Genomic DNA, 19781 nt, shown 5'->3' with positions numbered 1-19781 from the left:
CATTATAATCAGCATATTGCCTTTTTTCCTGTATTATTTGCAATTACAGGAACAATAATTTATTGTACATTTGCAATACTTTAATTTAATCCTTTAAAATTACATTACACTATGCCAAAAGGAATATATAATGTACCAAAAGCTATTAACGAACCTGTTAAGGCTTACGCTCCCGGATCTAAAGAAAGAGAGCAGGTACTTGCCGCTTTTAAAGAAATGTACAACTCTACAACTGATGTACCTTTATACATAGGTAGCGAAGAAATCCGCACCGGAAAAACAAGAACAATAAACCCTCCATTCGATCACAAAAAAGTAGTAGGTGTTTTTCATGATGCTGAAAAAGAGCATGTAGAAAAAGCTATTGCTGCTGCACTTGCTGCTAAAAAGAAATGGGCTGCACTTTCTTGGGAACACAGAGCATCTATCTTCCTTAAGGCTGCTGAGCTTTTAGCCGGTCCTTACCGTGCAAAGATCAATGCTGCTACGATGATTGGCCAGGCTAAAACGGTTCACCAGGCAGAGATCGATTCAGCTTGTGAATTTATCGACTTCCTTCGTTTTAACGTAGAGTTCATGACAAGGATATACAACGAGCAACCTATATCTTCAGAAGGTATCTGGAACAGAATGGAGCATCGTCCGCTGGAAGGTTTCATCTATGCTATCACTCCGTTCAACTTTACAGCCATTGCCGGTAACCTTCCTGCTTCTCCTGCCCTTATGGGTAACGTAGTGGTTTGGAAACCAAGTGCAACTCAAATGCTGAGCGCGAATGTTATCATGGAAGTGTTTAAACTTGCAGGACTACCTGACGGCGTTATCAACATGATTAACGGTAGCGCAGGAATGCTGACAGAAACGATCATTTCAAGCCCTGATTTTGCAGGTGTTCACTTTACAGGATCTACAGGTGTATTTAACGACATCTGGGCTGGAATCGGTAAAAACATCAGCAAATACAAAACATACCCAAGAATTGTAGGTGAAACAGGAGGTAAAGACTTTGTTATTGCTCACCCTTCATCTATTCCTGCACAGGTAGCGACAGCACTTTCAAGAGGTGCTTTTGAATACCAGGGACAAAAATGTTCGGCTGCATCAAGAGCTTACATCCCTCAGTCTATATGGCCTGAAGTAAAAGAGCAAATGGTAAAAGACCTAGCTTCTTTTAAAATGGGTTCTCCTGAAGACACTACTAACTTCGTATCAGCTGTTATCACTGAAGGTTCATTCGACAAGCTTGCTAAAGCTATCGATGCTGCTAAAGCCTCAAACGAAGCAGAAGTGGTTATTGGAGGTGGTTATGATAAATCAGTGGGATGGTTCATCGAGCCTACGGTTATCGTTACAACTAATCCTAAATATGACACTATGGAAACAGAGCTTTTTGGCCCTGTACTCACAATATATGTTTATGAAGACGCTAAATGGAGCGAAACACTTAAACTAGTTGACGAAACTTCTCCGTATGCACTTACAGGAGCTATCTTCAGCCAGGATCGTTATGCTATCGAAGAGGCTACTAAAGCACTTGAAAATGCAGCAGGTAACTTCTACATCAACGATAAGCCAACAGGTGCTGTTGTAGGACAGCAGCCATTTGGTGGTGCAAGAGCATCGGGCACTAACGACAAAGCAGGTTCGGTACTGAACTTACTACGTTGGGTATCGCCAAGAACAATCAAAGAAACGTTCGTTCCGCCAACAGATTACAGATATCCGTTCTTAGGATAATCCAAATAATAAAATCCTTTCCCGTTCATTCAGGAAAGGATTTTTTCTTTTAATTTAGTCTTATGGAGAAAACAATTCAGGAATATAATAACACCCAGACAGAAACCGATAAAGCAATTTGCAACAAACTGTTCGAGGAGATCAATAAAAACCTTCCCGAAGCAGAAAGCAAAATATGGCATGCCCACCCTGTATGGTTTCTTGATGGCAACCCCATTGCAGGATACAGCAAGCTCAAAAATTGCATACGACTACTGTTTTGGAGCGGACAATCTTTTGATGAGCCCGGTCTTCAAAAGGAAGGCTCTTTTAAAGCTGCCGAAAAACGCTACACCTCAATTGAGGAAGTAAATAGTGATGACCTGAAACGCTGGCTTGATAAAGCAAGGGATATTCAATGGGATTACAAAAACCTGATAAAGAGAAAAGGGGTTTTAGAACGGCTTAAATAATTATAAAATCCTTTAGTTACGAAATAGCCTTTATCAATTTTTGCATATCCTCCATAGTGCCAATGGTGATTCGTGACCATTTACCATCTTCTTCAAAAATACCTGTTCCTTCAATCTTATTACTTTCCAATAGCTTGAAGAAATCTTTTTTATAATTAGCCAATGAAAAATAAATAAAATTGGTTGATGTCGAAATGCATTCAATCCCTAACTTTTTAAATTCCTGAACAGTAAAGCTTTTAGCAGCTTCATTAAGTGTTCTGGTTTTCGTTATAAACGCCGTATCGTTTAGCGCAGCTAAAGCACCCGCTCCCGAAACGGCACTCACACCACCCGGAATATAAGCCTGCAATTTATCCATTACAGCAATGGTATCGGCATGTGCCATAGCATAACCGATTCGCGCGCCAGCAAGTCCATAAATCTTTGAAAAAGTACGTACTACAATAACATTTTTATTATCCTTTACCAGCGAACACATCGATACCTCATCGGTAAATTCAATATACGCTTCGTCAACCAAAACGATTGCTTTTTTTGAAGCTTCATTAATAAAAGCTATAAGTTCCTGGGTTTTAAGAACAGTCCCTGTAGGATTGTTAGGATTACATATATACACCAGTCTGGTATCAGCACGCATAGCTTTCAGCAAAGCGTCAAGGTCGTTCTTTTTATCTTTTGTAAGCGGCACTTCTATACGTTCTGCTCCTAATTGCATTGCCGCATTTACCCAATAGCCAAACGTATTAGCAGAGATTACAATACTGCCCTTTGTTTTAGCAGCAATCCTTCCTGCGACATCAAGCATCTCCATAGACCCCGGGCTCATTAACACATTGCCCGCTTCAAGGCCATTCTTTTTAGCAATAGCTTCTGCAAGCTTTTCCGTCTGGACCCAGGCATAACGGTTACTCCCGTTTACAGCCGCAGCCATAGCAGCACGCGAAGCCTGTGAAGGTCCGTATGGATTTTCATTAGAACTAAGTCTTACAGGAACATCTTCGGCTATTACAGAGACATCAATATCATCTAGCGCAAAGCTCTCAAGCGATGTCAGACTCAGACCCAGTACAGCCAATCCCGTTTTCTTAAACCAATCCCTTCTGTTGTTTTCCATAATCCTGATTTTTAGATTATAAGTATAGTAGCCGAAAAATTTGTTACATAAAAAAAGCTGCCCGAGGCAGCTTTTAGTTACACTTTATATTTCATGGCAAGGTGAACCACTTTTTTAGTTTCAAAGAATTCATCTTCAAAATAGTCTGAAAGATTATATAGTGTTACCCTTTGAAAAACAGCAAGCTCTTCGGTAAGATCGCCGCCTTTAAGGTAAAGTATACCGTTAGGAAGATCGTGGTTTTGTTCTCTTTTTATCTTGCCCCTTACCCACACCACAAAATCGGGCATGTTAGTCACTGCACGGCTCACGATAAAATCAAAATCTTTCTTTACGGTTTCAGCTCTTTTTTGTTCAGCTTTTACATTCTTAAGCCCAAGACCATCAGCGACACCCTGAACCACTTTTATTTTCTTGGCGATAACATCGATCAGGTAAAAATTGGTTTCCGGAAAAAGGATTGCCAACGGAATACCCGGAAATCCACCGCCTGTACCCACGTCCATAACATCGGCACCCGGCTTAAACTCCATTACTTTAGCAATACCTAACGAATGCAATACATGGCGCGTGTATAACTCATCGATATCCTTTCTTGAAATCACATTTATTTTCGCATTCCATTCTTTGTACAATTCTTCAAGTTTGGCAAATTGAGCAATCTGAACCTCAGTAAGGTTAGGAAAATGCTTAAGTATCTCCTGCATGTTTTTAATTTTGAACAAAAGTAATCATTTCCGTGATGAAATTTTGCATCATTTTTTGCGTTTACCTTTTCATTAATACCTACCTTTGAAACCCAAGATTATAAACTTGTTATGCACATAAACCCTCCTATATTTTCAAAGAATGACTCGGTAAAATTTTTCAGAACGCTAAATAAGCGCGTTAACGATTATTTTAAAGAGAATAACATAAAAAAAACAGGCAACTGGAAACTACATTTAAAAGCATTTATTATGTTTTCGTTGTTGCTTACCCCTTACTTTGTAATTCTTGCTTTAGATATGCCGCTATGGGCGCAACTGCTCCTTTCGGTTGTTATGGGAATTGGCATGGCGGGCATCGGGATGAACGTTATGCACGATGGTAATCACGGTTCGTATTCCGACAAATCATGGCTTAATAAATTCATGGGGGGAAGCCTTTACCTTTTAGCAGGAAATGTGAACAACTGGCAGGTACAGCACAATGTATTACACCATACGTATACCAACATACACGGACATGACGAAGATCTTGATGCCGGACGCGTTATCCGTTTTACACAGAGCGCCAAATGGAGACGATTCCATAAATTCCAGCATTACTATTCTATTTTCCTGTACGGGTTACTAACATTCAACTGGGCTATAACAACGGATATACGTCAGATGAGACGTTACATAAAAAGAGGGCTTTCGTATGGCGAATTCCAGAGTCCTATAAAACAATGGACCGTTTTGGTGATAACTAAAATCATTTATGTGCTTGTATGGATCGTTACCCCTATGCTGCTTGGCATTGTTTGGTGGGAAGTACTTATAGGCTTCTTCGTAATGCATTATGTTGCAGGACTTATACTAAGTGTGGTATTTCAATTGGCACACGTAGTTGAGGAAACTGCCAACCCTGTTCCTGACGAAAACGGCGAAATGGAAAATACCTGGGCAATTCACCAGTTGTATACTACGGCTAACTTTGCCCCTAAGAACAAGATCATTAACTGGTTTACCGGTGGTCTTAACCACCAGATAGAGCACCACATATTCCCAAACATCAGCCATATCCATTATGGAGCTATCGCAAAGATCGTAAAGGAAACTGCCAAAGAACACAACCTGCCGTACCATGAATTCAAAACCATGAGAGGCGCTGTTGCGGCACATTTCAGACACCTGAAAGAACTGGGAATGAAACCTGCATTGAATTAATAAAAAACACTAAACTCTAAAATAATATCAAAAAAATGAATCCGCTTTCTGACAGAATCAACAACCTATCTGTATCACAAACGTTGGCAATGGCTGCAAAAGCCAGAGAACTTAAAGCACAGGGTAAAGATATCATCAGCCTTAGTTTAGGCGAGCCTGATTTCAACACACCTGATTTCATCAAAGAAGCTGCTATTAAAGCTATACACGAAAATTACAGCACGTACAGCCCTGTAGACGGTTATGCCGAACTTAAGGATGCTATCTGCCGTAAATTTAAAAGAGATAATAACCTTGATTATAAACCGGCTAACATTGTAGTTTCTACTGGTGCAAAACAGTCACTGTACAATGTATGCCAGGTAATGCTTAATCCTGGTGATGAGTGTATCCTTCCTGCACCATATTGGGTAAGCTACTCAGAAATGGTTAAGATGGCAGAGGCTACTCCTGTTGAAGTACCAACATCGGTAGAAAGCGATTTTAAAATAACTCCTGAACAGCTTGAAGCGGCTATAACGCCAAAGACCAAGCTTATCATGTTCAGTTCACCTTGTAACCCAAGTGGTTCAGTATACAACGAAGCGGAACTTACTGCTATCGCAAAAGTACTGGAGAAATACCCTCAAATCTATGTAGTATCTGATGAGATCTATGAGCATATCAACTTCTCAGGAACTTTCTGCAGTATTGCTACTATTCCGGGAATGTTTGACAGAACAATCACTGTAAATGGTGTTGCAAAAGCATTCGCAATGACAGGATGGAGAATTGGTTATATCGGAGCTCCGGAATTCATTGCTAAGGCATGTACTAAAATGCAGGGACAGGTAACCAGTGGTGCTAACAGTATCGCACAACGTGCTACTATCACTGCTGTTGATGCAGATCCAAGTGTACTTAAAGACATGGTAAGCGCTTTCCATAGAAGAAGAGACCTTGTTGTTGGATTACTAAAAGAGATTCCGGGCATCAAGATCAATACGCCTGAAGGTGCTTTTTATGTATTCCCAGACGTATCATCTTTCTTTGGCAAAACACTTAACGGTGTGGAGATCAAAAACGCTGACGATCTTTCTATGTACCTGTTAGAATATGCTAACGTAGCAACCGTAACCGGAGATGCTTTTGGTAATGCTAACTGTATCCGTTTCTCTTACGCTACAAGCGAAGACATCCTGACGGAAGCACTACGAAGAATAAAAGAAGCTTTAGCTTTCTAAATACCTGAATCCCTCGCTATAGCGAGGGATTTTTTTTTGCCTCACCCCCAAGCCCCTCTCCAAAGGAGAGGGGAGCAATTGAAAACAATAAGTATTTATATGTTACGACTCCTCTCCTTTACTTCGCCAGTTCGCTTTGCTCTTGTAGAGAGTCCCGATAGCTATCGGGAGCGGTGAGGAAACAATAAACTTTTGTATTTTTGCGCAATCAAACTACAAACACAAAACAATAAACACATCCATGCAAAAAAAGATATTACTATTAGGGTCAGGCGAATTAGGTAAAGAATTTGTTATCGCTGCACAGCGCATAGGACAGACAGTTATTGCTGTTGACAGTTATGCAGGCGCACCTGCAATGCAGGTAGCCGATGGCTTTGAGGTAATCAACATGCTTGACGGTGCAGCACTGGATACCATCGTTGCCAAACACAATCCTGATTTTATAGTTCCTGAGATAGAGGCCATCCGTACCGAGCGTTTTTACGATTACGAAAAACAAGGCATTAAAGTAGTACCATCGGCTAAGGCTGCTAACTTTACTATGAATCGTAAAGCTATACGCGACCTTGCCGCTAAAGATCTTGGGCTACGTACTGCCAACTATCGTTATGCAACATCGGGTGAAGAGCTGGCTAAGGCAGTTGCCGAAGTAGGTATACCTTGCGTGGTTAAGCCATTGATGTCATCGTCAGGTAAAGGACAATCGACCATCAAAAGTGAAGAAGATATTGAGAAAGCATGGAAATATGCCGTTGAAGGTTCGCGTGGTGACGTTGTAGAAGTTATTGTTGAGGCATTTGTAAAATTCAACTCTGAGATTACCCTGCTTACAGTCACTCAAAACAACAACCCTACCCTTTTCTGCGCACCAATAGGCCACAGACAGGAACGTGGTGACTATCAGGAAAGTTGGCAGCCGGCTAACGTAACTGACAAGGACATTGCCGAAGCTCAGGATATGGCACGTAAAGTAACCGAAGCCCTTGGTGGTGCTGGTATCTTTGGTGTTGAGTTCTTCCTTACGGATGAAGGCGTGTACTTCTCTGAACTATCTCCTCGTCCGCACGATACAGGAATGGTAACGCTAGCCGGAACACAAAACTTTAATGAGTTTGAACTGCACCTGCGCGCAATACTAAGCCTTCCAATTGCTGAGATTATACTAGAGAAAGCCGGAGCAAGTGCTGTAATACTGGCTTCTGAAAATAGTGACAACCCAACTTTTACAGGTGTTGAAGCAATTGCTGCCCTTCCTAAAACTGACTTCAGGTTATTCGGAAAACCAACATCACGTCCTTACCGCCGCATGGGGGTAGCATTGGTTAGCGATGAAGTAGGCACACCTATTGAAGGCATTGTAGAAAAAGCGAAAGCTGCTGCAGCATTGGTTACTGTTAATAAATAAAAACTTTTCTTATAATTCCGTGCAGTAAATAATTTAATTTTACGGTAAACAAACCAATCATTTATATGAAACAAATTAAATTATTTGCTGCTACGGCTATTGTATCGCTGTCGCTTTTTTCTTGTTCAGGAAATAGCCCTGAAGCTACTGCCGAAAAATTCATAACTCTTACTCAGCAAGGTGAATTTGGACAAGCAAAAGAATACTGTACTGAACAAACCGGTGCACTTTTGGGCATGGCTGAAGGTATGGTGGGCGATAAAAAAGCTGAAATGAAAGAAAAAAACAAAGATCTTAAAGTTAGCATTTTATCAAGTGAAATTAAAGGTGACTCTGTAGCATCTGTAAAATATAAGGTTACAGGCAATGAAGTGGCTGATAAGTCTGGCGAAAAAAGCCTTGACCTTAAAAAGGTTGATGGCAAATGGAAAGTACACATGAACAAAGAAGGCGCCCGTTAATCTTTGCCTATAAAATCTTTTAAAAACATTATCAGATGAAAAAATTTCTTTTTGGTTTGATAATGTTTTTTTTATTGATCTTAATCTCCTATAAAATCTTCTTTTATCTGGATGCCCGCTCAGAAAAACGGCAATTCGCTTTACATCTAAATAAGGCCCGCCTTACGAAAGAACAGTTTCTCACCATACACGAAGGGGATTTCATTCTTAGAAGGGGATTTGGCTATTTTAGCGACATCATTGCCGAAAGGCTAAACAATGGTAGTTATGATGTAACCCATGCGGGCATTGTTGTAAAACGAGAGAATAAGCTGTATGTAATTCATTCTTTATCATCTGATGTTTCATCCATAGACGGTATGCAGATACAATCTCTTGAGCATTTTTTATCTTATAGCATGCCGGACAGGATTATGGTAACATCGGTTAAAAATTCGACTCCCAAAATACAACAGCAAATAGCTCAGAAAGCAGAATTCTATCTTTCAAAGAAAATTCCCTTTGATCATAGCGGCACTTTTGATAATGATTCGGAGTTTTATTGCACCGAACTGATTTGGCATATCCTGGAAAAAGATTTGCGGCATCTCAAACTCCCAAAGGAGTCTGATAGCCGCAAAAAAATATTTATGACAATGACTTCTATGTATAGCCCAGATTACTTCGACATAAAAATAAGCACTTACAAATAAGTTTTTACTTCTTTACGCCCAACTTCAGGTTATCAAACGAAGAAACATCAATTACTTCTTCAGCATCGTTATCGAACGATATATTGATACTATCCCCAACAACAGTTACAGGCAGTTCGTTAGACAATTGCGATGAACCGATGAATATCTTAGGATTTCCATTTACCGTAAAGTAGTAGAAGCTGTTGCCATTCTTGATATCGCTTTGTATACGTGTTACTACTGTTTTCAGGGTTGCACGGTTATCTTTAGCATCGGGATTAATGCGGTTACCTGCCATGTTGTATACGTTCTTGAACGACATCAGCGTTTCACGCATAGTATTACCCACACCCACAATGGTATAATCGCCAATGGCAACCATAGCATACATTTTTACCAGTCCGCCCTCATCTTTAAGTGTCATAACATAGGTCGGTATCCCGTTTATGGTATAAGGCACCGGCAGTGAGGCATGATATCCTTTTTCCTGTACTTTACCTTCGGCAGAGCTTTGTGCTGCATATTCGGTAGCTCCACTCTGGTGGTATAAATGTGTTTCTTTAGTACGGGTATCTACCAGTACAAAACCGATATTTGATTCATCTTTACCTACTGATGAAACTCCGGTATACCAATATGGCCTTCCATCCTCTCCATAAACGAGCGTAAGGTCTTCGGTAATCATAAGTTTATCTTCATTACTCCAGTTCCAATATCCGTGAATGTACTCACCCCAGTCGTTCAACTGATCTATTACAAAAGATATCGGCTGAATCCTGTCTACCCATTTAGGGGTATCGGCAATGGTGTAATCGCTTATTTCACCTGTCTGGGCATCGATAAGAATAACCCCTTTAGCATCATTGCCTGAAAAACCTACTTTTTTGTCATATTTGGTAGCCACCCAGTAAGGTTTACCATTATCGTCGATCTCAAAATTGAAATCTTCGAGACCCGTAGTCATATAGCCGTTAAAGTAAGCATGCCTCTCCACATTACTACCAAAGAACGCTTCAGGCTGGTATTTTATCTTCAGGTCTTTTCCGTTAAGTGTCTGAACCAACTTTACATCACGCTCATTGGTAGCCGAAACCATTACATAACCTTCGGTACCTGCTTTGTTGTTCATCCATTTAAAGAAACCTGAGTGCTGTAATGGTGCTACCCAATACAACTGGTCCCCTACTTTCTGGATAAAGAACTCTCCAAGCTCTGATTTACTACCTAAGGCAGGGTCAGAACCTAATATTTTCTCACCTAACAGATAAGCTAGGTCTTCGTCTACCACTCTCACTTTTTCTATGGCTATAGGAGCAATGTGATTAGTCATTTTATCTCCGGCCTTTACCTCGCCTATAAGTTCGCGGTACGATTGATTCCAAAAGATGGGCGCACTCGTTAAAAAAGGTAATATCGTTACATATACAATAAGAATTGCTACTACAGCAAAAAGAATTTTACTTAATTTAGTAAGCCTAAAACTCGCTTTTTTATTCACCTGGGTTATTTCAGCAAAGCTAAAGCCTGCAACAAGCAACATAAGAATAAGGATAATTGCAAAACCTGTAAATCCGTAACTGATTACAGGTAATTCTAAGTAGAATAATAAAAATCCAACTAAAAGTAATACTACGACCACTAATGGCTTTTTCATTTTTGTGTTTTTGATTATTTGGTTATACCTATTTGTACGCAAACCTATATAAATGTTACATCGTATATTGAGATATAGCTACGAATTGAATAATTATTACAATTACAACCTTAAACTACAGATTAAAGATTACTTCGGTTTATTTTTATCAATTTGATAATTGCTGAACAGATGTTGAACGTAAAATTCATTTTGCATAACTTTTAGATTTGAATTACTATTTTTGCCTAAGCCCTCATTACAATCCATGAAAATACTACTAGTAGAAGACGAGCCTAACCTTCTTTCCATCCTTAAAAAAGGACTGGCAGAGAAAAACTTTGACGTGAGCGCCGCACTTGACGGCACAACTGCACTTGCCATGCTCGAATCTAATGTCTTTGATGTAGTGGTTCTGGATGTTATGTTGCCGGACGTTAACGGAATTGAAATTTGCCGCAGATTGCGTGCAGCAGGAAACTTTGTACCTGTACTCATGCTTACCGCTCTTGACAGTAGCGAGAACATCGTTACCGGACTTAATGCAGGTGCAGATGACTATATGGCAAAGCCTTTTAAGTTCAGCGAACTCGAGGCAAGAATAAACGCATTAGCCAGACGTGCTCAGCAAAAACAAACACCTCCTGAGACTATTACTATTGAAGATCTGGAAATAGACCGTATAGCAAAAACCGTTAAGCGAGGCAATGATAACATATTATTGACTGCCAAAGAATTCCGTTTACTGTATTATCTCGCTAAAAATTCGGGTATAATATTATCGCGGGAACAGATACTGGACAACGTCTGGAACATTAACTTTGACATGAATACCAATGTAGTTGATGTATACATAAACTATCTTCGAAAAAAGATAGACAAACCCTACGATACTAAACTTATCCATACCATAAAAGGGCTGGGCTATGTAATAAAACCATAATATGCAGATCAGAAAAAAAATCATTACCACTTACATTACTCTTTCAGGTATTAGTACTCTATTGCTATGCGTGGTAGTTTTTTTTCTTTTTAAACAAAACAACCAGTACTATTTTCTAAAACGCCTGCAGGACAGAGCCAAGATAGTAGCCTCTATCCACTACCAAAACGACCCTGAAAAAGCGCGCTATTACCGTGAACTCAAAAAACATGGGTTAGAAGAACTAATCGACGAAAATGATTTTGTACTGAAGGTTAATGGAGCTAATTCCTTTGAATACAACACCCAACTGCATTTGCCCCATGAATTTTATGAAGAAGCCATGACAACCGGAAAGGCATGGGTAATGCTGGATGAACATCAATATTATTATGCTCAGCTATTTGATGAAAACAACATAAAATATATGGTTATTGTAACCGCTAAAGACCGACGCGGAAACACAACTACAATATACATAACCCGTATCATGGTTTTTGGGGCTATTGGCTTTATTATCCTTGCTTATTTCTTTGGACGCTTTTTAGCTCAACGATTCATAAACCCGGTATCTACCATTACTAAAGAAGTAAAACGTATTAGTGCCTCTAACCTACACAACAGGCTACCACTTCCAGGAAATGACGATTCGGATGAGATTACTGATCTTACCAAAACCTTTAACGATATGCTCGACAGACTGGAAACCTCCTTCGAGATCCAGGCTAATTTCATTAATAACGCGTCACACGAATTAAAGACGCCCATTACCACAATACTGGCCGAAACGGAGATTGCCCTGCTAAAAGAACGAAGCCCTGAAGAATATACTGCTGCACTTGAATCTATCAACAGGCAGGCTTCACGCCTTAGCAACCTTACCGAAAGCCTCCTCAAGCTTACGCAAACCGGATATGATGGCAACAAACAGGTACAGGACATTGCCCGCATTGACGAACTTCTACTGGATGTGAAATGCGATCTTGACAGGTTATACCCTGATAACCGTATTAGCATCAAACTAAACAATATGCCCGAAGACGAAGCTATGCTTACCCTGCCATGCAACAAGCCTCTACTTGAACTCGCTATAGGTAATATCATCTCTAATGGAGTTAAGTACTCGGATAATGAGGAAGTGTTTGTTTCACTTACAGCAGATACAAAAGCTATTAAAATTGTAATTACCGATATAGGAATAGGTATACCGCCAGAAGACATCCCTTATCTTTACGAACCGTTCTTTAGGGGTAAAAAAGCATCGCGCTACACCGGATATGGCCTTGGATTACCATTAGCCATGAAAATCATCAGGATGCATAAGGGAGAGCTTAATGTACAATCTGAACCCGATAAAGGAACAGTTGTAAGCATCGTTTTCCATAAATCCAACATTAAAAATCCTAATGTAAAATCTTAGGGTTTTCTAATTTTATTTTAAGCACTTTCTTATATCGGGATAATTAATTTGTCTGTATAACTTTTAAGAATTATACAGCATGAAAAACATACTTATCCCCACAACATTACAACATGATACCCTTTTTGCAGTAAAAACAGCACTAAAACAGGCTAACAGTAACTGCAATATAACAATTATGTATGTATGTGATGTTGCTGATGCCGAATCTGCTTCATTATTCCTAAGATCGGCCAGACCTTCAAAAACAGACTTACAGGCAAAAATACTGGAGGCTTGCCATTCAGAAGCCAACAATTATCCGCACTGCACGCTCGAATTACATAACCGTTATGGCATTTCGGCTCCTTTGCTTAAAAACCTGCTACAGCATTTAAACACTGATTTTATTATAGTTCCTGCTTCCTACAGGCAGGAAAGGGACAGCATACACCATTACTGCCTGAACTTATTAGCAAACAGTAAAATTTCCATGCTTCATCTCACTGAAGCCGGTGAAGAACTGGAGTTTAACAAAGCCCTGTATCTCGAACATTCTTCTGCGCAGCTTGACATTCCGCAACTGCAGGAACTTGTAGGCAACAGCTTTAATTTAAGAATCGTTAGCCACGCGTCACTAACCGGAAACTATCCTGAACAATTAGAACAGCAGCTTAGCGATGCTATCACTAAAAATAATATCGACCTGCTTATCGAAACCCGAAAAGCAGAAAAGATTAGGATGAAAAAACGCAAAGAAGCGTATGTAAATGAAACACTTGGATTACCGGTGCTTTCTATATTCGAAGAGGTCTGATTAATTAAAATTCCAAAAGACATGCTATTAAGAAAGAGAATTCCGTTACAATATACTTTAGGCAAGATCAGGCTTGAGCTTGCCCTTGTAATTGTCTACACTATAGGATTTGAGATAATACATCATTTTTATCATGCCGTATCCATAAACATCCCTATTGCAGTTCCGGCAATTATAGGAACCATCATATCATTACTCCTCGCTTTTAAATCGAACCAGGCTTATGACAGATGGTGGGAGGCACGTACTATTTGGGGTGCTATAGTAAATGATTCACGCACATTGCTGCGTCAGGTTATCGCCTTTTACGAAGACCCTGATTTCTCGGTAGAGGCTAATGACTTTAAAGAGCGTTTTGCCAAAAGACAGGCTGCATGGTGTTATGCCCTTGCTCAGGCCCTGAGAGGCAAAGATCCTGTTAAACCCATAAAAAGCTTGCTTAGCGAAAAAGAACTGCGCTTTGTAGAGAACCATAAACACGTGCCAAACGCTATACTGATGCTGCACGCCAAAGAAATTAAAAAAGCAAAAGAGAATAAAAAAATAAACGTATACCAGCAGGTAGAGATAGACAACACCCTGACAAGGTTGTGTGACTCGATGGGTAAATGCGAACGTATTAAAAATACAATTTTCCCAACAACTTACAGTATGTACATAAGGTTTACATTATTCCTTTTTATACTTCTGTTGCCATTTGGCCTTACCGATTACCTAGGCTGGATACAAATTCCTGTAATTGCTACTATTGGCGCCGCATGCTTTCTTATAGAAAAGATGGCAATCCATCTTCAGGATCCATTTGAGGGTAAGCCAACTGATACTCCTATGGTTTCTATCTCAAACAACATAGAGAAGAATCTAATGCAAATGGTACACGAATACCGTAACGAGTTTGAAGAAGAAAAATTTGCACATAACCCTACACTGCATCACATACAGCCCGTAAAGAACGCTTATTTTGTGCTTTAATATTTAGGTTTTGGATTGACGAGAAGCCCTTCGCGAAAGCGGGGGCTTTTTTTTATATTCTTTTGTTCCAGTTCTTACCCAGCCATATATTCATTTCACCACGGGTTATGCATTTTTCGGGCATATGCTTCTTTATGAGGTTTTCGAGGCGATGAAATGAATCGAGAGAAAAAAGACCCGACATCTGAAAAAAGCGCTTCATGAAATCGAGCATCTGGTAACCATTGTTTCTGTCGATGACATCATCATCGCACACGTTCTTAAAAATTTTAGCCTTATCGGTGTCCGACCACGAATATTCATAGCGCAGGGACGGTTTATCAGATCTGAACATAGGCTTATAAGTTAGACGGTTGGGGGGCTTAAAAAAAGTCAATATCACTCTAAGATTTGACACATGTCTCTAACAATATTAATAAAAAAATCCCTCAGGCGGAGGGATTTAATTAAAAAATATTTTAGGAAAACCCAGCGGGCTTTAATAAGGTTTTTCAAAAGTACAACATTATTCAACATGCAAACACGGCAAAATGTTAATTAACATGTTAAAAATTAAGTGCTTCACAATAAATATTACAAACCTGAAATGTGATTTTGGGACGACCTATAGAAAAAACATTATTTTTGCGTGACAAACTAAAAACAGAAACAAATATCTCTCAGTATGAAAGCATATGTATTTCCGGGACAGGGTGCCCAGTTTACAGGCATGGGAAAAGACCTTTATGAAAAATCTCCCCTTGCAAAAGAACTATTTGAAAAAGCTAACGAAATATTAGGTTTCCGTATAACAGACATTATGTTTGAAGGAACAGCCGAAGAACTTAAAGAAACTAAAGTAACACAACCTGCAGTATTCCTTCACTCGGTTATACTGGCTAAAACCCTTGGTGAAGATTTTAAGCCTGAAATGGTAGCGGGCCACTCCCTTGGAGAATTCTCTGCCCTTGTTGCAGCTGGCGCACTTACTTTTGAAGACGGACTTAGACTGGTATCGCAGCGTGCTATGGCAATGCAGAAAGCTTGTGAGATCACTCCATCTACTATGGCTGCTGTACTTGGCCTTGACGATAAAGTGGTTGAGGATGTATGCGCAACTATCGAAGGCGTGGTAGTTCCTGCGAATTACAACTGTCCTGGTCAGCTTGTAATCTCAGGTGAGACCACAGCTGTTGAAGCTGCTTGTGTTGCAATGAAAGAGGCTGGTGCTAAACGTGCTCTTATCCTGCCTGTAGGTGGTGCTTTCCACTCGCCTATGATGGAGCCTGCACGCGAAGAGCTTGCGGCTGCTATTGAGAAAACAACTTTTAGCGCACCGGTTTGCCCTGTGTACCAAAACGTACCGGCAAGTGCTGTGACTAATCCTGACGAGATAAAACAAAACCTTATCATACAGCTTACTGCTCCTGTAAAATGGACGCAGTCAGTTCAAAATATGGTTGCCGATGGTGGTACACTTTTCACAGAAGTTGGACCAGGTAACGTACTACAGGGGCTTGTAAAAAAAATCGCTCCTGAAGCGCAAACGGCTGCTGCTGTTTTGAGTTAACAGTACTCAGCGTAACGTTTTTGTACTACCCGTCATCGCGAGCCTGCCTGCCGGCAAAGGCAGGGAGGAACGACGAAGCAATCTAAAGATTGCCGCGCTCCATTGCATTACGCTCGCAATGACCAAAATTCATAAAAAATCCCGTTCACCGAGGCGAACGGGATTTTTTATTTCACCACCAACTTCATCAGCCCGCGATTGTGTATACTGTATCCTTTAGAGAGGTATAGTTGCTGAGCAATGGTATTATGCCCTTCTATCTCGAGGTATATTATCTTAACCGATAAAGCCTTTGCCTGTTCGCTGATAAAATCAAGTGCCTGTTTACCAAAACTAAGTCCACGCGCAGCAGGTGAAATAAACAACTCATCTAAAAAAGCGATTCGTCCTTTGTATTCAAAAGAAAATACAAAAGTCATGATTACATAGCCTACCGGTTCATTTTCTTTCAGTATCAGCCATCCCCTTCCCAATGCATCATTCTCCAAAAACTCATGCATCAGTCCGCGAGAAACATTAACGTCAATCGGGTAATTATCGATAGCATAGAATTCTTCCATCATGGCAATTACCAAAGGGATATCCTGTGCTTCTAAAGGTTTGAATACGGCCTGCATCAGTCGATGTTTTTAAGAATTACATTTACAGCACCTCGGTTCATGCTCACAAATGTTCCTGCAACATGACCGGTTTCATAACGCACATCATCATTATATACCAGTGATGATAGTGCATTATTCATCTCTTCTTTATTTTTTACGGCAATGCATCCACCCATATTGACCAAAGCAACTGCTTCGGGAAATTTTTGATGGTTAGGCCCAATGATTATTGGCACACCAAAAGCAGCAGGCTCTAAAATATTATGCAATCCCGCAGTACCGAATCCTCCTCCTACATAGGCTACATCAGCATAGCTGTAAATTTTAGTCAGTATACCTACTGTGTTGATGATGAGCACGTCATATTCAGCAAGGTTCTTCCCCTCCTTTTCTGAGAACAGGACCACTTTGCCTGTTAGGCTGTTTTTAATATCATTAATGTGGTCTTCGCCTGTGGTATGTGGCGCAATAATGAATTTAGTGTTTACCGCCGTATTAATAAAATCGACAAACATGGCTTCATCCTTTGGCCATGAACTGCCAAATACCACGGTGGTTGTATCATTTTTAAATTCTTCAATAAAAGTAAGTGAATTATCACGCTCCAGTATTTCGCTCACCCTGTCGTAACGGGTATCACCGCTAATGGTTACATTATTGAAACCGATACCCTGCAACAGCACTTTTGAACTTTCATACTGTACAAAAAAGTGATTAAAGGTTTTAAGTGCCTTTCTGTAAAAACCTCCATACCATTTAAAAAACACCTGATCTTTTCTGAAAAAACCTGAGATAAGATACACCTTTGCATCGGTCTTTTTCAACTCGTTTAGGTAATTAGGCCAGAATTCATATTTGACAAAAAATACTTTCTCCGGCTTAACGATTGAAAGGAACTTTTTAGCATTTGCCAAAGTATCCATAGGCAGGTAAACAATAACATCGGCAGTAGTGGCATTTTTCCGTACTTCGTAGCCCGATGGCGAAAAGAAAGTAAGCACAATTTTATGGCCGGGATGCATGGCTCTTACCTTTTCCATCACCGGAAGCCCCTGTTCATACTCTCCCAACGATGCCGCGTGGAACCAGATTGTCTTATCTCCCTGCTGAATTTTTTCCTGAAGTGTACTAAAAACAGTCTTTCTTCCGTTTACGAAGAGTCTAATTTTAGGGATGAAAAAAGCCACAAGACTCAGCACCCATTTAGCGATTATAATAAGCACATTATATAGAAAAAACATAGGCATAAAATTGAGGTGCTAAATTACATACTTTATGCTATTTTCATTGTCAGGCAGTCATTAAATTAGTAGTTTTGCGCTGATTAATAATTTCACATCATGAAAAAAATCCAAATGGTTGACCTGAAAAGTCAGTACGACCAGATTAAAGATACTGTAAATGCTTCTATACAGGAAGTTTTAGATACTACATCATATATAAACGGCCCACAAGTTCATAGTTTCCAAAAAAATCTTGAGACTTATCTTGATGTTAAACACGTAATACCATGTGCAAATGGTACCGATGCCCTTCAGATCATCATGATGGGTATGGGACTTCAGCCGGGCGACGAGGTAATTACTGCCGATTTTACCTTTGCCGCTACTGTAGAAGTTATTGCCCTACTGCAACTTACACCGGTACTTGTAGATGTTGAGCCGGATACTTTCAACATTTCTATAGAGGCTATCAAAAAAGCGATCACACCAAAAACGAAAGCTATCGTTCCGGTACATCTTTTTGGCCAGGCAGCCAATATGGAAGAAATTATGGACCTTGCTACTGAGCATAATCTTTATGTAATTGAAGACAACGCTCAGGGAATAGGTGCCAACTATAAATATGCCGATGGTTCTAAGAAAAAGACAGGTGTTATAGGCCATGCCGCTTCAACATCGTTCTTCCCATCTAAAAACCTTGGCTGTTATGGCGATGGTGGTGCTATATTCACAAATGATGATGCGCTTGCCCATACGCTAAGAGGAATTGTTAATCACGGTATGTATGTGCGTTACCACCACGATGTTGTAGGTGTTAACTCAAGGCTTGACAGCATTCAGGCTGCGGTACTTAATGCTAAGCTCCCATTGCTTGACGGTTATAATGTAAAAAGACAGGAAGCCGCTGCAAAATACAGTGCTGCTCTTGCCAACCATACAAATATTATTACCCCTGTAATCACAGGAGAACAGGACAGCCACGTGTTCCATCAGTATACACTACGTATAATCAACGCTGACAGGGACGGACTAATGCAACACCTTCTTGACAAAGGTATTCCGTGTGCTATATACTACCCTATTCCGCTTCATAGCCAAAAGGCATATGCGGATAGCCGTTATAACGAATCGGATTTCCCGGTAACAAATCAACTTGTAAAAGAAGTAATATCGTTGCCAATGCATACTGAGCTTGATGATGAGCAGATAAAATTCATTACGGATAGTGTAATTGAGTTTTTAAGCTAATGGAAATAACAAAAAAGAAAGCGTGGGGTCCGATTATCGGAATAGCTATAGGAGTTGGCGTCATGACAGGGATAAGCAATGTAAACAGGACAAGTCCTTACAAAGAGCTTTCAAAATTTTCAAAAGAAATCAATGCAAAAGGAGCTGTAACAATTGATCCGGACACCAGAATGGACAGCACATCTGTAGCTGAAGATCCGCTTATGGTTGTTTATCACTATACGGTTGTATCTGTTGATAAAGACTCTGTTACCATTGACGAAAAAGAGGCTAAAGAGGTATTGATAAAGCAAACGCAGGAAAACCTTGACAACAGCCCGGACATGGAAACGTTCAGAAAACATGATGTTTCTATGAAATATGATTACAAGGATAAAAAAGGCAGACATTTGTTTGACTTTACCATAAAACCAGCAAAAAACATCCAGTAA

At 40.0% G+C, this 19781-nt stretch carries 20 protein-coding genes; 14 read left to right on the top strand and 6 right to left on the bottom strand.

The features are described from left to right. Positions 1 to 111: 111 nt before the first annotated feature. Positions 112 to 1737, top strand: coding sequence for an L-glutamate gamma-semialdehyde dehydrogenase (pruA, locus tag ACFSR3_RS00335; protein WP_379819196.1), 1626 nt, complete (start codon positions 112 to 114; stop codon positions 1735 to 1737). Positions 1738 to 1799: 62 nt separating this feature from the next. Next, positions 1800 to 2189 carry a DUF1801 domain-containing protein gene (locus ACFSR3_RS00330; protein ID WP_379819195.1) on the top strand — a complete coding sequence of 130 codons (390 nt, stop codon included), beginning with the start codon at positions 1800 to 1802 and terminating at the stop codon, positions 2187 to 2189. Positions 2190 to 2205: 16 nt separating this feature from the next. Here the strand turns inward: ACFSR3_RS00330 and ACFSR3_RS00325 are convergent, their stop codons facing one another. Together ACFSR3_RS00325 and rsmG are read right to left on the bottom strand one after the other, a co-directional pair. Further along, complete coding sequence (locus ACFSR3_RS00325; RefSeq protein WP_379819194.1) at positions 2206 to 3306, bottom strand: pyridoxal phosphate-dependent aminotransferase; 1101 nt, start codon at positions 3304 to 3306, stop codon at positions 2206 to 2208. 77 nt (positions 3307 to 3383) lie between these two features. Continuing rightward, entirely contained in the window at positions 3384 to 4013 is a 630-nt protein-coding gene (gene rsmG / locus ACFSR3_RS00320; RefSeq protein ID WP_379819193.1) for a 16S rRNA (guanine(527)-N(7))-methyltransferase RsmG, read from the bottom strand. Between the two features lie 111 nt (positions 4014 to 4124). Here rsmG and ACFSR3_RS00315 point away from each other — a divergent pair, with 111 nt between their 5' ends. The 5 genes from ACFSR3_RS00315 to ACFSR3_RS00295 all read left to right on the top strand — a co-directional run bounded on the left by ACFSR3_RS00315 (position 4125) and on the right by ACFSR3_RS00295 (position 9003). Continuing rightward, the gene (locus ACFSR3_RS00315) at positions 4125 to 5219 is read left to right on the top strand and encodes a fatty acid desaturase family protein (protein ID WP_379819191.1); all 1095 of its coding nucleotides are present in this window, start codon (positions 4125 to 4127) and stop codon (positions 5217 to 5219) included. 35 nt (positions 5220 to 5254) lie between these two features. After that, positions 5255 to 6442 (top strand): pyridoxal phosphate-dependent aminotransferase, encoded by a 1188-nt coding sequence (locus ACFSR3_RS00310; protein ID WP_379819190.1) that lies wholly within the window; start codon positions 5255 to 5257, stop codon positions 6440 to 6442. 229 nt (positions 6443 to 6671) lie between these two features. Further along, on the top strand, positions 6672 to 7850 hold the full coding sequence (gene purT, locus ACFSR3_RS00305; protein ID WP_379819258.1) for a formate-dependent phosphoribosylglycinamide formyltransferase: 1179 nt from the start codon (positions 6672 to 6674) through the stop codon (positions 7848 to 7850). Between the two features lie 65 nt (positions 7851 to 7915). Beyond that, the gene (locus ACFSR3_RS00300; RefSeq protein WP_379819189.1) at positions 7916 to 8311 is read left to right on the top strand and encodes a DUF4878 domain-containing protein; all 396 of its coding nucleotides are present in this window, start codon (positions 7916 to 7918) and stop codon (positions 8309 to 8311) included. 35 nt (positions 8312 to 8346) lie between these two features. Further along, a complete protein-coding gene (locus ACFSR3_RS00295; RefSeq protein ID WP_379819188.1) occupies positions 8347 to 9003 on the top strand; it encodes a YiiX/YebB-like N1pC/P60 family cysteine hydrolase in 657 nt (218 codons plus the stop codon). A 4-nt stretch (positions 9004 to 9007) separates the two neighbouring features. Here the strand turns inward: ACFSR3_RS00295 and ACFSR3_RS00290 are convergent, their stop codons facing one another. Beyond that, the gene (locus ACFSR3_RS00290) at positions 9008 to 10639 is read right to left on the bottom strand and encodes a hypothetical protein (RefSeq protein ID WP_379819187.1); all 1632 of its coding nucleotides are present in this window, start codon (positions 10637 to 10639) and stop codon (positions 9008 to 9010) included. A gap of 247 nt (positions 10640 to 10886) precedes the next feature. Between ACFSR3_RS00290 and ACFSR3_RS00285 the strand changes: the two genes are divergently transcribed. From ACFSR3_RS00285 to ACFSR3_RS00270, 4 genes are all read left to right on the top strand, one after another. Continuing rightward, positions 10887 to 11561 (top strand): response regulator transcription factor, encoded by a 675-nt coding sequence (locus tag ACFSR3_RS00285; protein ID WP_114758600.1) that lies wholly within the window; start codon positions 10887 to 10889, stop codon positions 11559 to 11561. Position 11562: 1 nt separating this feature from the next. Further along, the gene (locus ACFSR3_RS00280) at positions 11563 to 12960 is read left to right on the top strand and encodes a sensor histidine kinase (protein WP_379819186.1); all 1398 of its coding nucleotides are present in this window, start codon (positions 11563 to 11565) and stop codon (positions 12958 to 12960) included. 79 nt (positions 12961 to 13039) lie between these two features. Continuing rightward, the gene (locus ACFSR3_RS00275; protein WP_379819185.1) at positions 13040 to 13756 is read left to right on the top strand and encodes a universal stress protein; all 717 of its coding nucleotides are present in this window, start codon (positions 13040 to 13042) and stop codon (positions 13754 to 13756) included. Between the two features lie 21 nt (positions 13757 to 13777). Beyond that, the gene (locus ACFSR3_RS00270) at positions 13778 to 14728 is read left to right on the top strand and encodes a bestrophin family protein (RefSeq protein ID WP_379819184.1); all 951 of its coding nucleotides are present in this window, start codon (positions 13778 to 13780) and stop codon (positions 14726 to 14728) included. 52 nt (positions 14729 to 14780) lie between these two features. On the opposite strand, the gene ACFSR3_RS00265 is transcribed toward ACFSR3_RS00270, so the two are convergent. Next, positions 14781 to 15062, bottom strand: coding sequence for a hypothetical protein (locus ACFSR3_RS00265; RefSeq protein ID WP_379819183.1), 282 nt, complete (start codon positions 15060 to 15062; stop codon positions 14781 to 14783). A gap of 330 nt (positions 15063 to 15392) precedes the next feature. Between ACFSR3_RS00265 and fabD the strand changes: the two genes are divergently transcribed. Next, on the top strand, positions 15393 to 16277 hold the full coding sequence (gene fabD, locus ACFSR3_RS00260; protein ID WP_114758605.1) for an ACP S-malonyltransferase: 885 nt from the start codon (positions 15393 to 15395) through the stop codon (positions 16275 to 16277). 167 nt (positions 16278 to 16444) lie between these two features. Here fabD and ACFSR3_RS00255 read toward each other — a convergent pair whose 3' ends face one another. Further along, complete coding sequence (locus tag ACFSR3_RS00255) at positions 16445 to 16894, bottom strand: GNAT family N-acetyltransferase (RefSeq protein ID WP_379819182.1); 450 nt, start codon at positions 16892 to 16894, stop codon at positions 16445 to 16447. Further along, the gene (locus ACFSR3_RS00250) at positions 16894 to 18120 is read right to left on the bottom strand and encodes a 3-deoxy-D-manno-octulosonic acid transferase (protein WP_379819181.1); all 1227 of its coding nucleotides are present in this window, start codon (positions 18118 to 18120) and stop codon (positions 16894 to 16896) included. Before ACFSR3_RS00250 ends, ACFSR3_RS00255 begins: the two co-directional genes overlap by 1 nt. Positions 18121 to 18219: 99 nt before the next feature. Between ACFSR3_RS00250 and ACFSR3_RS00245 the strand changes: the two genes are divergently transcribed. Together ACFSR3_RS00245 and ACFSR3_RS00240 are read left to right on the top strand one after the other, a co-directional pair. After that, complete coding sequence (locus tag ACFSR3_RS00245; protein ID WP_379819180.1) at positions 18220 to 19350, top strand: DegT/DnrJ/EryC1/StrS family aminotransferase; 1131 nt, start codon at positions 18220 to 18222, stop codon at positions 19348 to 19350. After that, on the top strand, positions 19350 to 19781 hold the full coding sequence (locus ACFSR3_RS00240) for a hypothetical protein (protein WP_379819179.1): 432 nt from the start codon (positions 19350 to 19352) through the stop codon (positions 19779 to 19781). Before ACFSR3_RS00245 ends, ACFSR3_RS00240 begins: the two co-directional genes overlap by 1 nt.

It is taken from the genome of Flavobacterium suzhouense (assembly GCF_042684765.1).
In the GTDB taxonomy this organism is placed as follows: Bacteria; Bacteroidota; Bacteroidia; order Flavobacteriales; family Flavobacteriaceae; genus Flavobacterium; species Flavobacterium suzhouense.
Note: the sequence above shows the minus strand (reverse complement) of the source record. Positions and strands in the feature narration are given on the sequence as shown.

Coding starts and splice junctions, on each gene's coding strand:
- pruA (WP_379819196.1), top strand. CDS start 112: ATGCCAAAAGGAATATATAATGTACCAAAAGCTATTAACGAACCTGTT.
- ACFSR3_RS00330 (WP_379819195.1), top strand. CDS start 1,800: ATGGAGAAAACAATTCAGGAATATAATAACACCCAGACAGAAACCGAT.
- ACFSR3_RS00325 (WP_379819194.1), bottom strand. CDS start 3,306: ATGGAAAACAACAGAAGGGATTGGTTTAAGAAAACGGGATTGGCTGTA.
- rsmG (WP_379819193.1), bottom strand. CDS start 4,013: ATGCAGGAGATACTTAAGCATTTTCCTAACCTTACTGAGGTTCAGATT.
- ACFSR3_RS00315 (WP_379819191.1), top strand. CDS start 4,125: ATGCACATAAACCCTCCTATATTTTCAAAGAATGACTCGGTAAAATTT.
- ACFSR3_RS00310 (WP_379819190.1), top strand. CDS start 5,255: ATGAATCCGCTTTCTGACAGAATCAACAACCTATCTGTATCACAAACG.
- ACFSR3_RS00300 (WP_379819189.1), top strand. CDS start 7,916: ATGAAACAAATTAAATTATTTGCTGCTACGGCTATTGTATCGCTGTCG.
- ACFSR3_RS00295 (WP_379819188.1), top strand. CDS start 8,347: ATGAAAAAATTTCTTTTTGGTTTGATAATGTTTTTTTTATTGATCTTA.
- ACFSR3_RS00290 (WP_379819187.1), bottom strand. CDS start 10,639: ATGAAAAAGCCATTAGTGGTCGTAGTATTACTTTTAGTTGGATTTTTA.
- ACFSR3_RS00285 (WP_114758600.1), top strand. CDS start 10,887: ATGAAAATACTACTAGTAGAAGACGAGCCTAACCTTCTTTCCATCCTT.
- ACFSR3_RS00280 (WP_379819186.1), top strand. CDS start 11,563: ATGCAGATCAGAAAAAAAATCATTACCACTTACATTACTCTTTCAGGT.
- ACFSR3_RS00275 (WP_379819185.1), top strand. CDS start 13,040: ATGAAAAACATACTTATCCCCACAACATTACAACATGATACCCTTTTT.
- ACFSR3_RS00270 (WP_379819184.1), top strand. CDS start 13,778: ATGCTATTAAGAAAGAGAATTCCGTTACAATATACTTTAGGCAAGATC.
- ACFSR3_RS00265 (WP_379819183.1), bottom strand. CDS start 15,062: ATGTTCAGATCTGATAAACCGTCCCTGCGCTATGAATATTCGTGGTCG.
- fabD (WP_114758605.1), top strand. CDS start 15,393: ATGAAAGCATATGTATTTCCGGGACAGGGTGCCCAGTTTACAGGCATG.
- ACFSR3_RS00255 (WP_379819182.1), bottom strand. CDS start 16,894: ATGCAGGCCGTATTCAAACCTTTAGAAGCACAGGATATCCCTTTGGTA.
- ACFSR3_RS00250 (WP_379819181.1), bottom strand. CDS start 18,120: ATGTTTTTTCTATATAATGTGCTTATTATAATCGCTAAATGGGTGCTG.
- ACFSR3_RS00245 (WP_379819180.1), top strand. CDS start 18,220: ATGAAAAAAATCCAAATGGTTGACCTGAAAAGTCAGTACGACCAGATT.
- ACFSR3_RS00240 (WP_379819179.1), top strand. CDS start 19,350: ATGGAAATAACAAAAAAGAAAGCGTGGGGTCCGATTATCGGAATAGCT.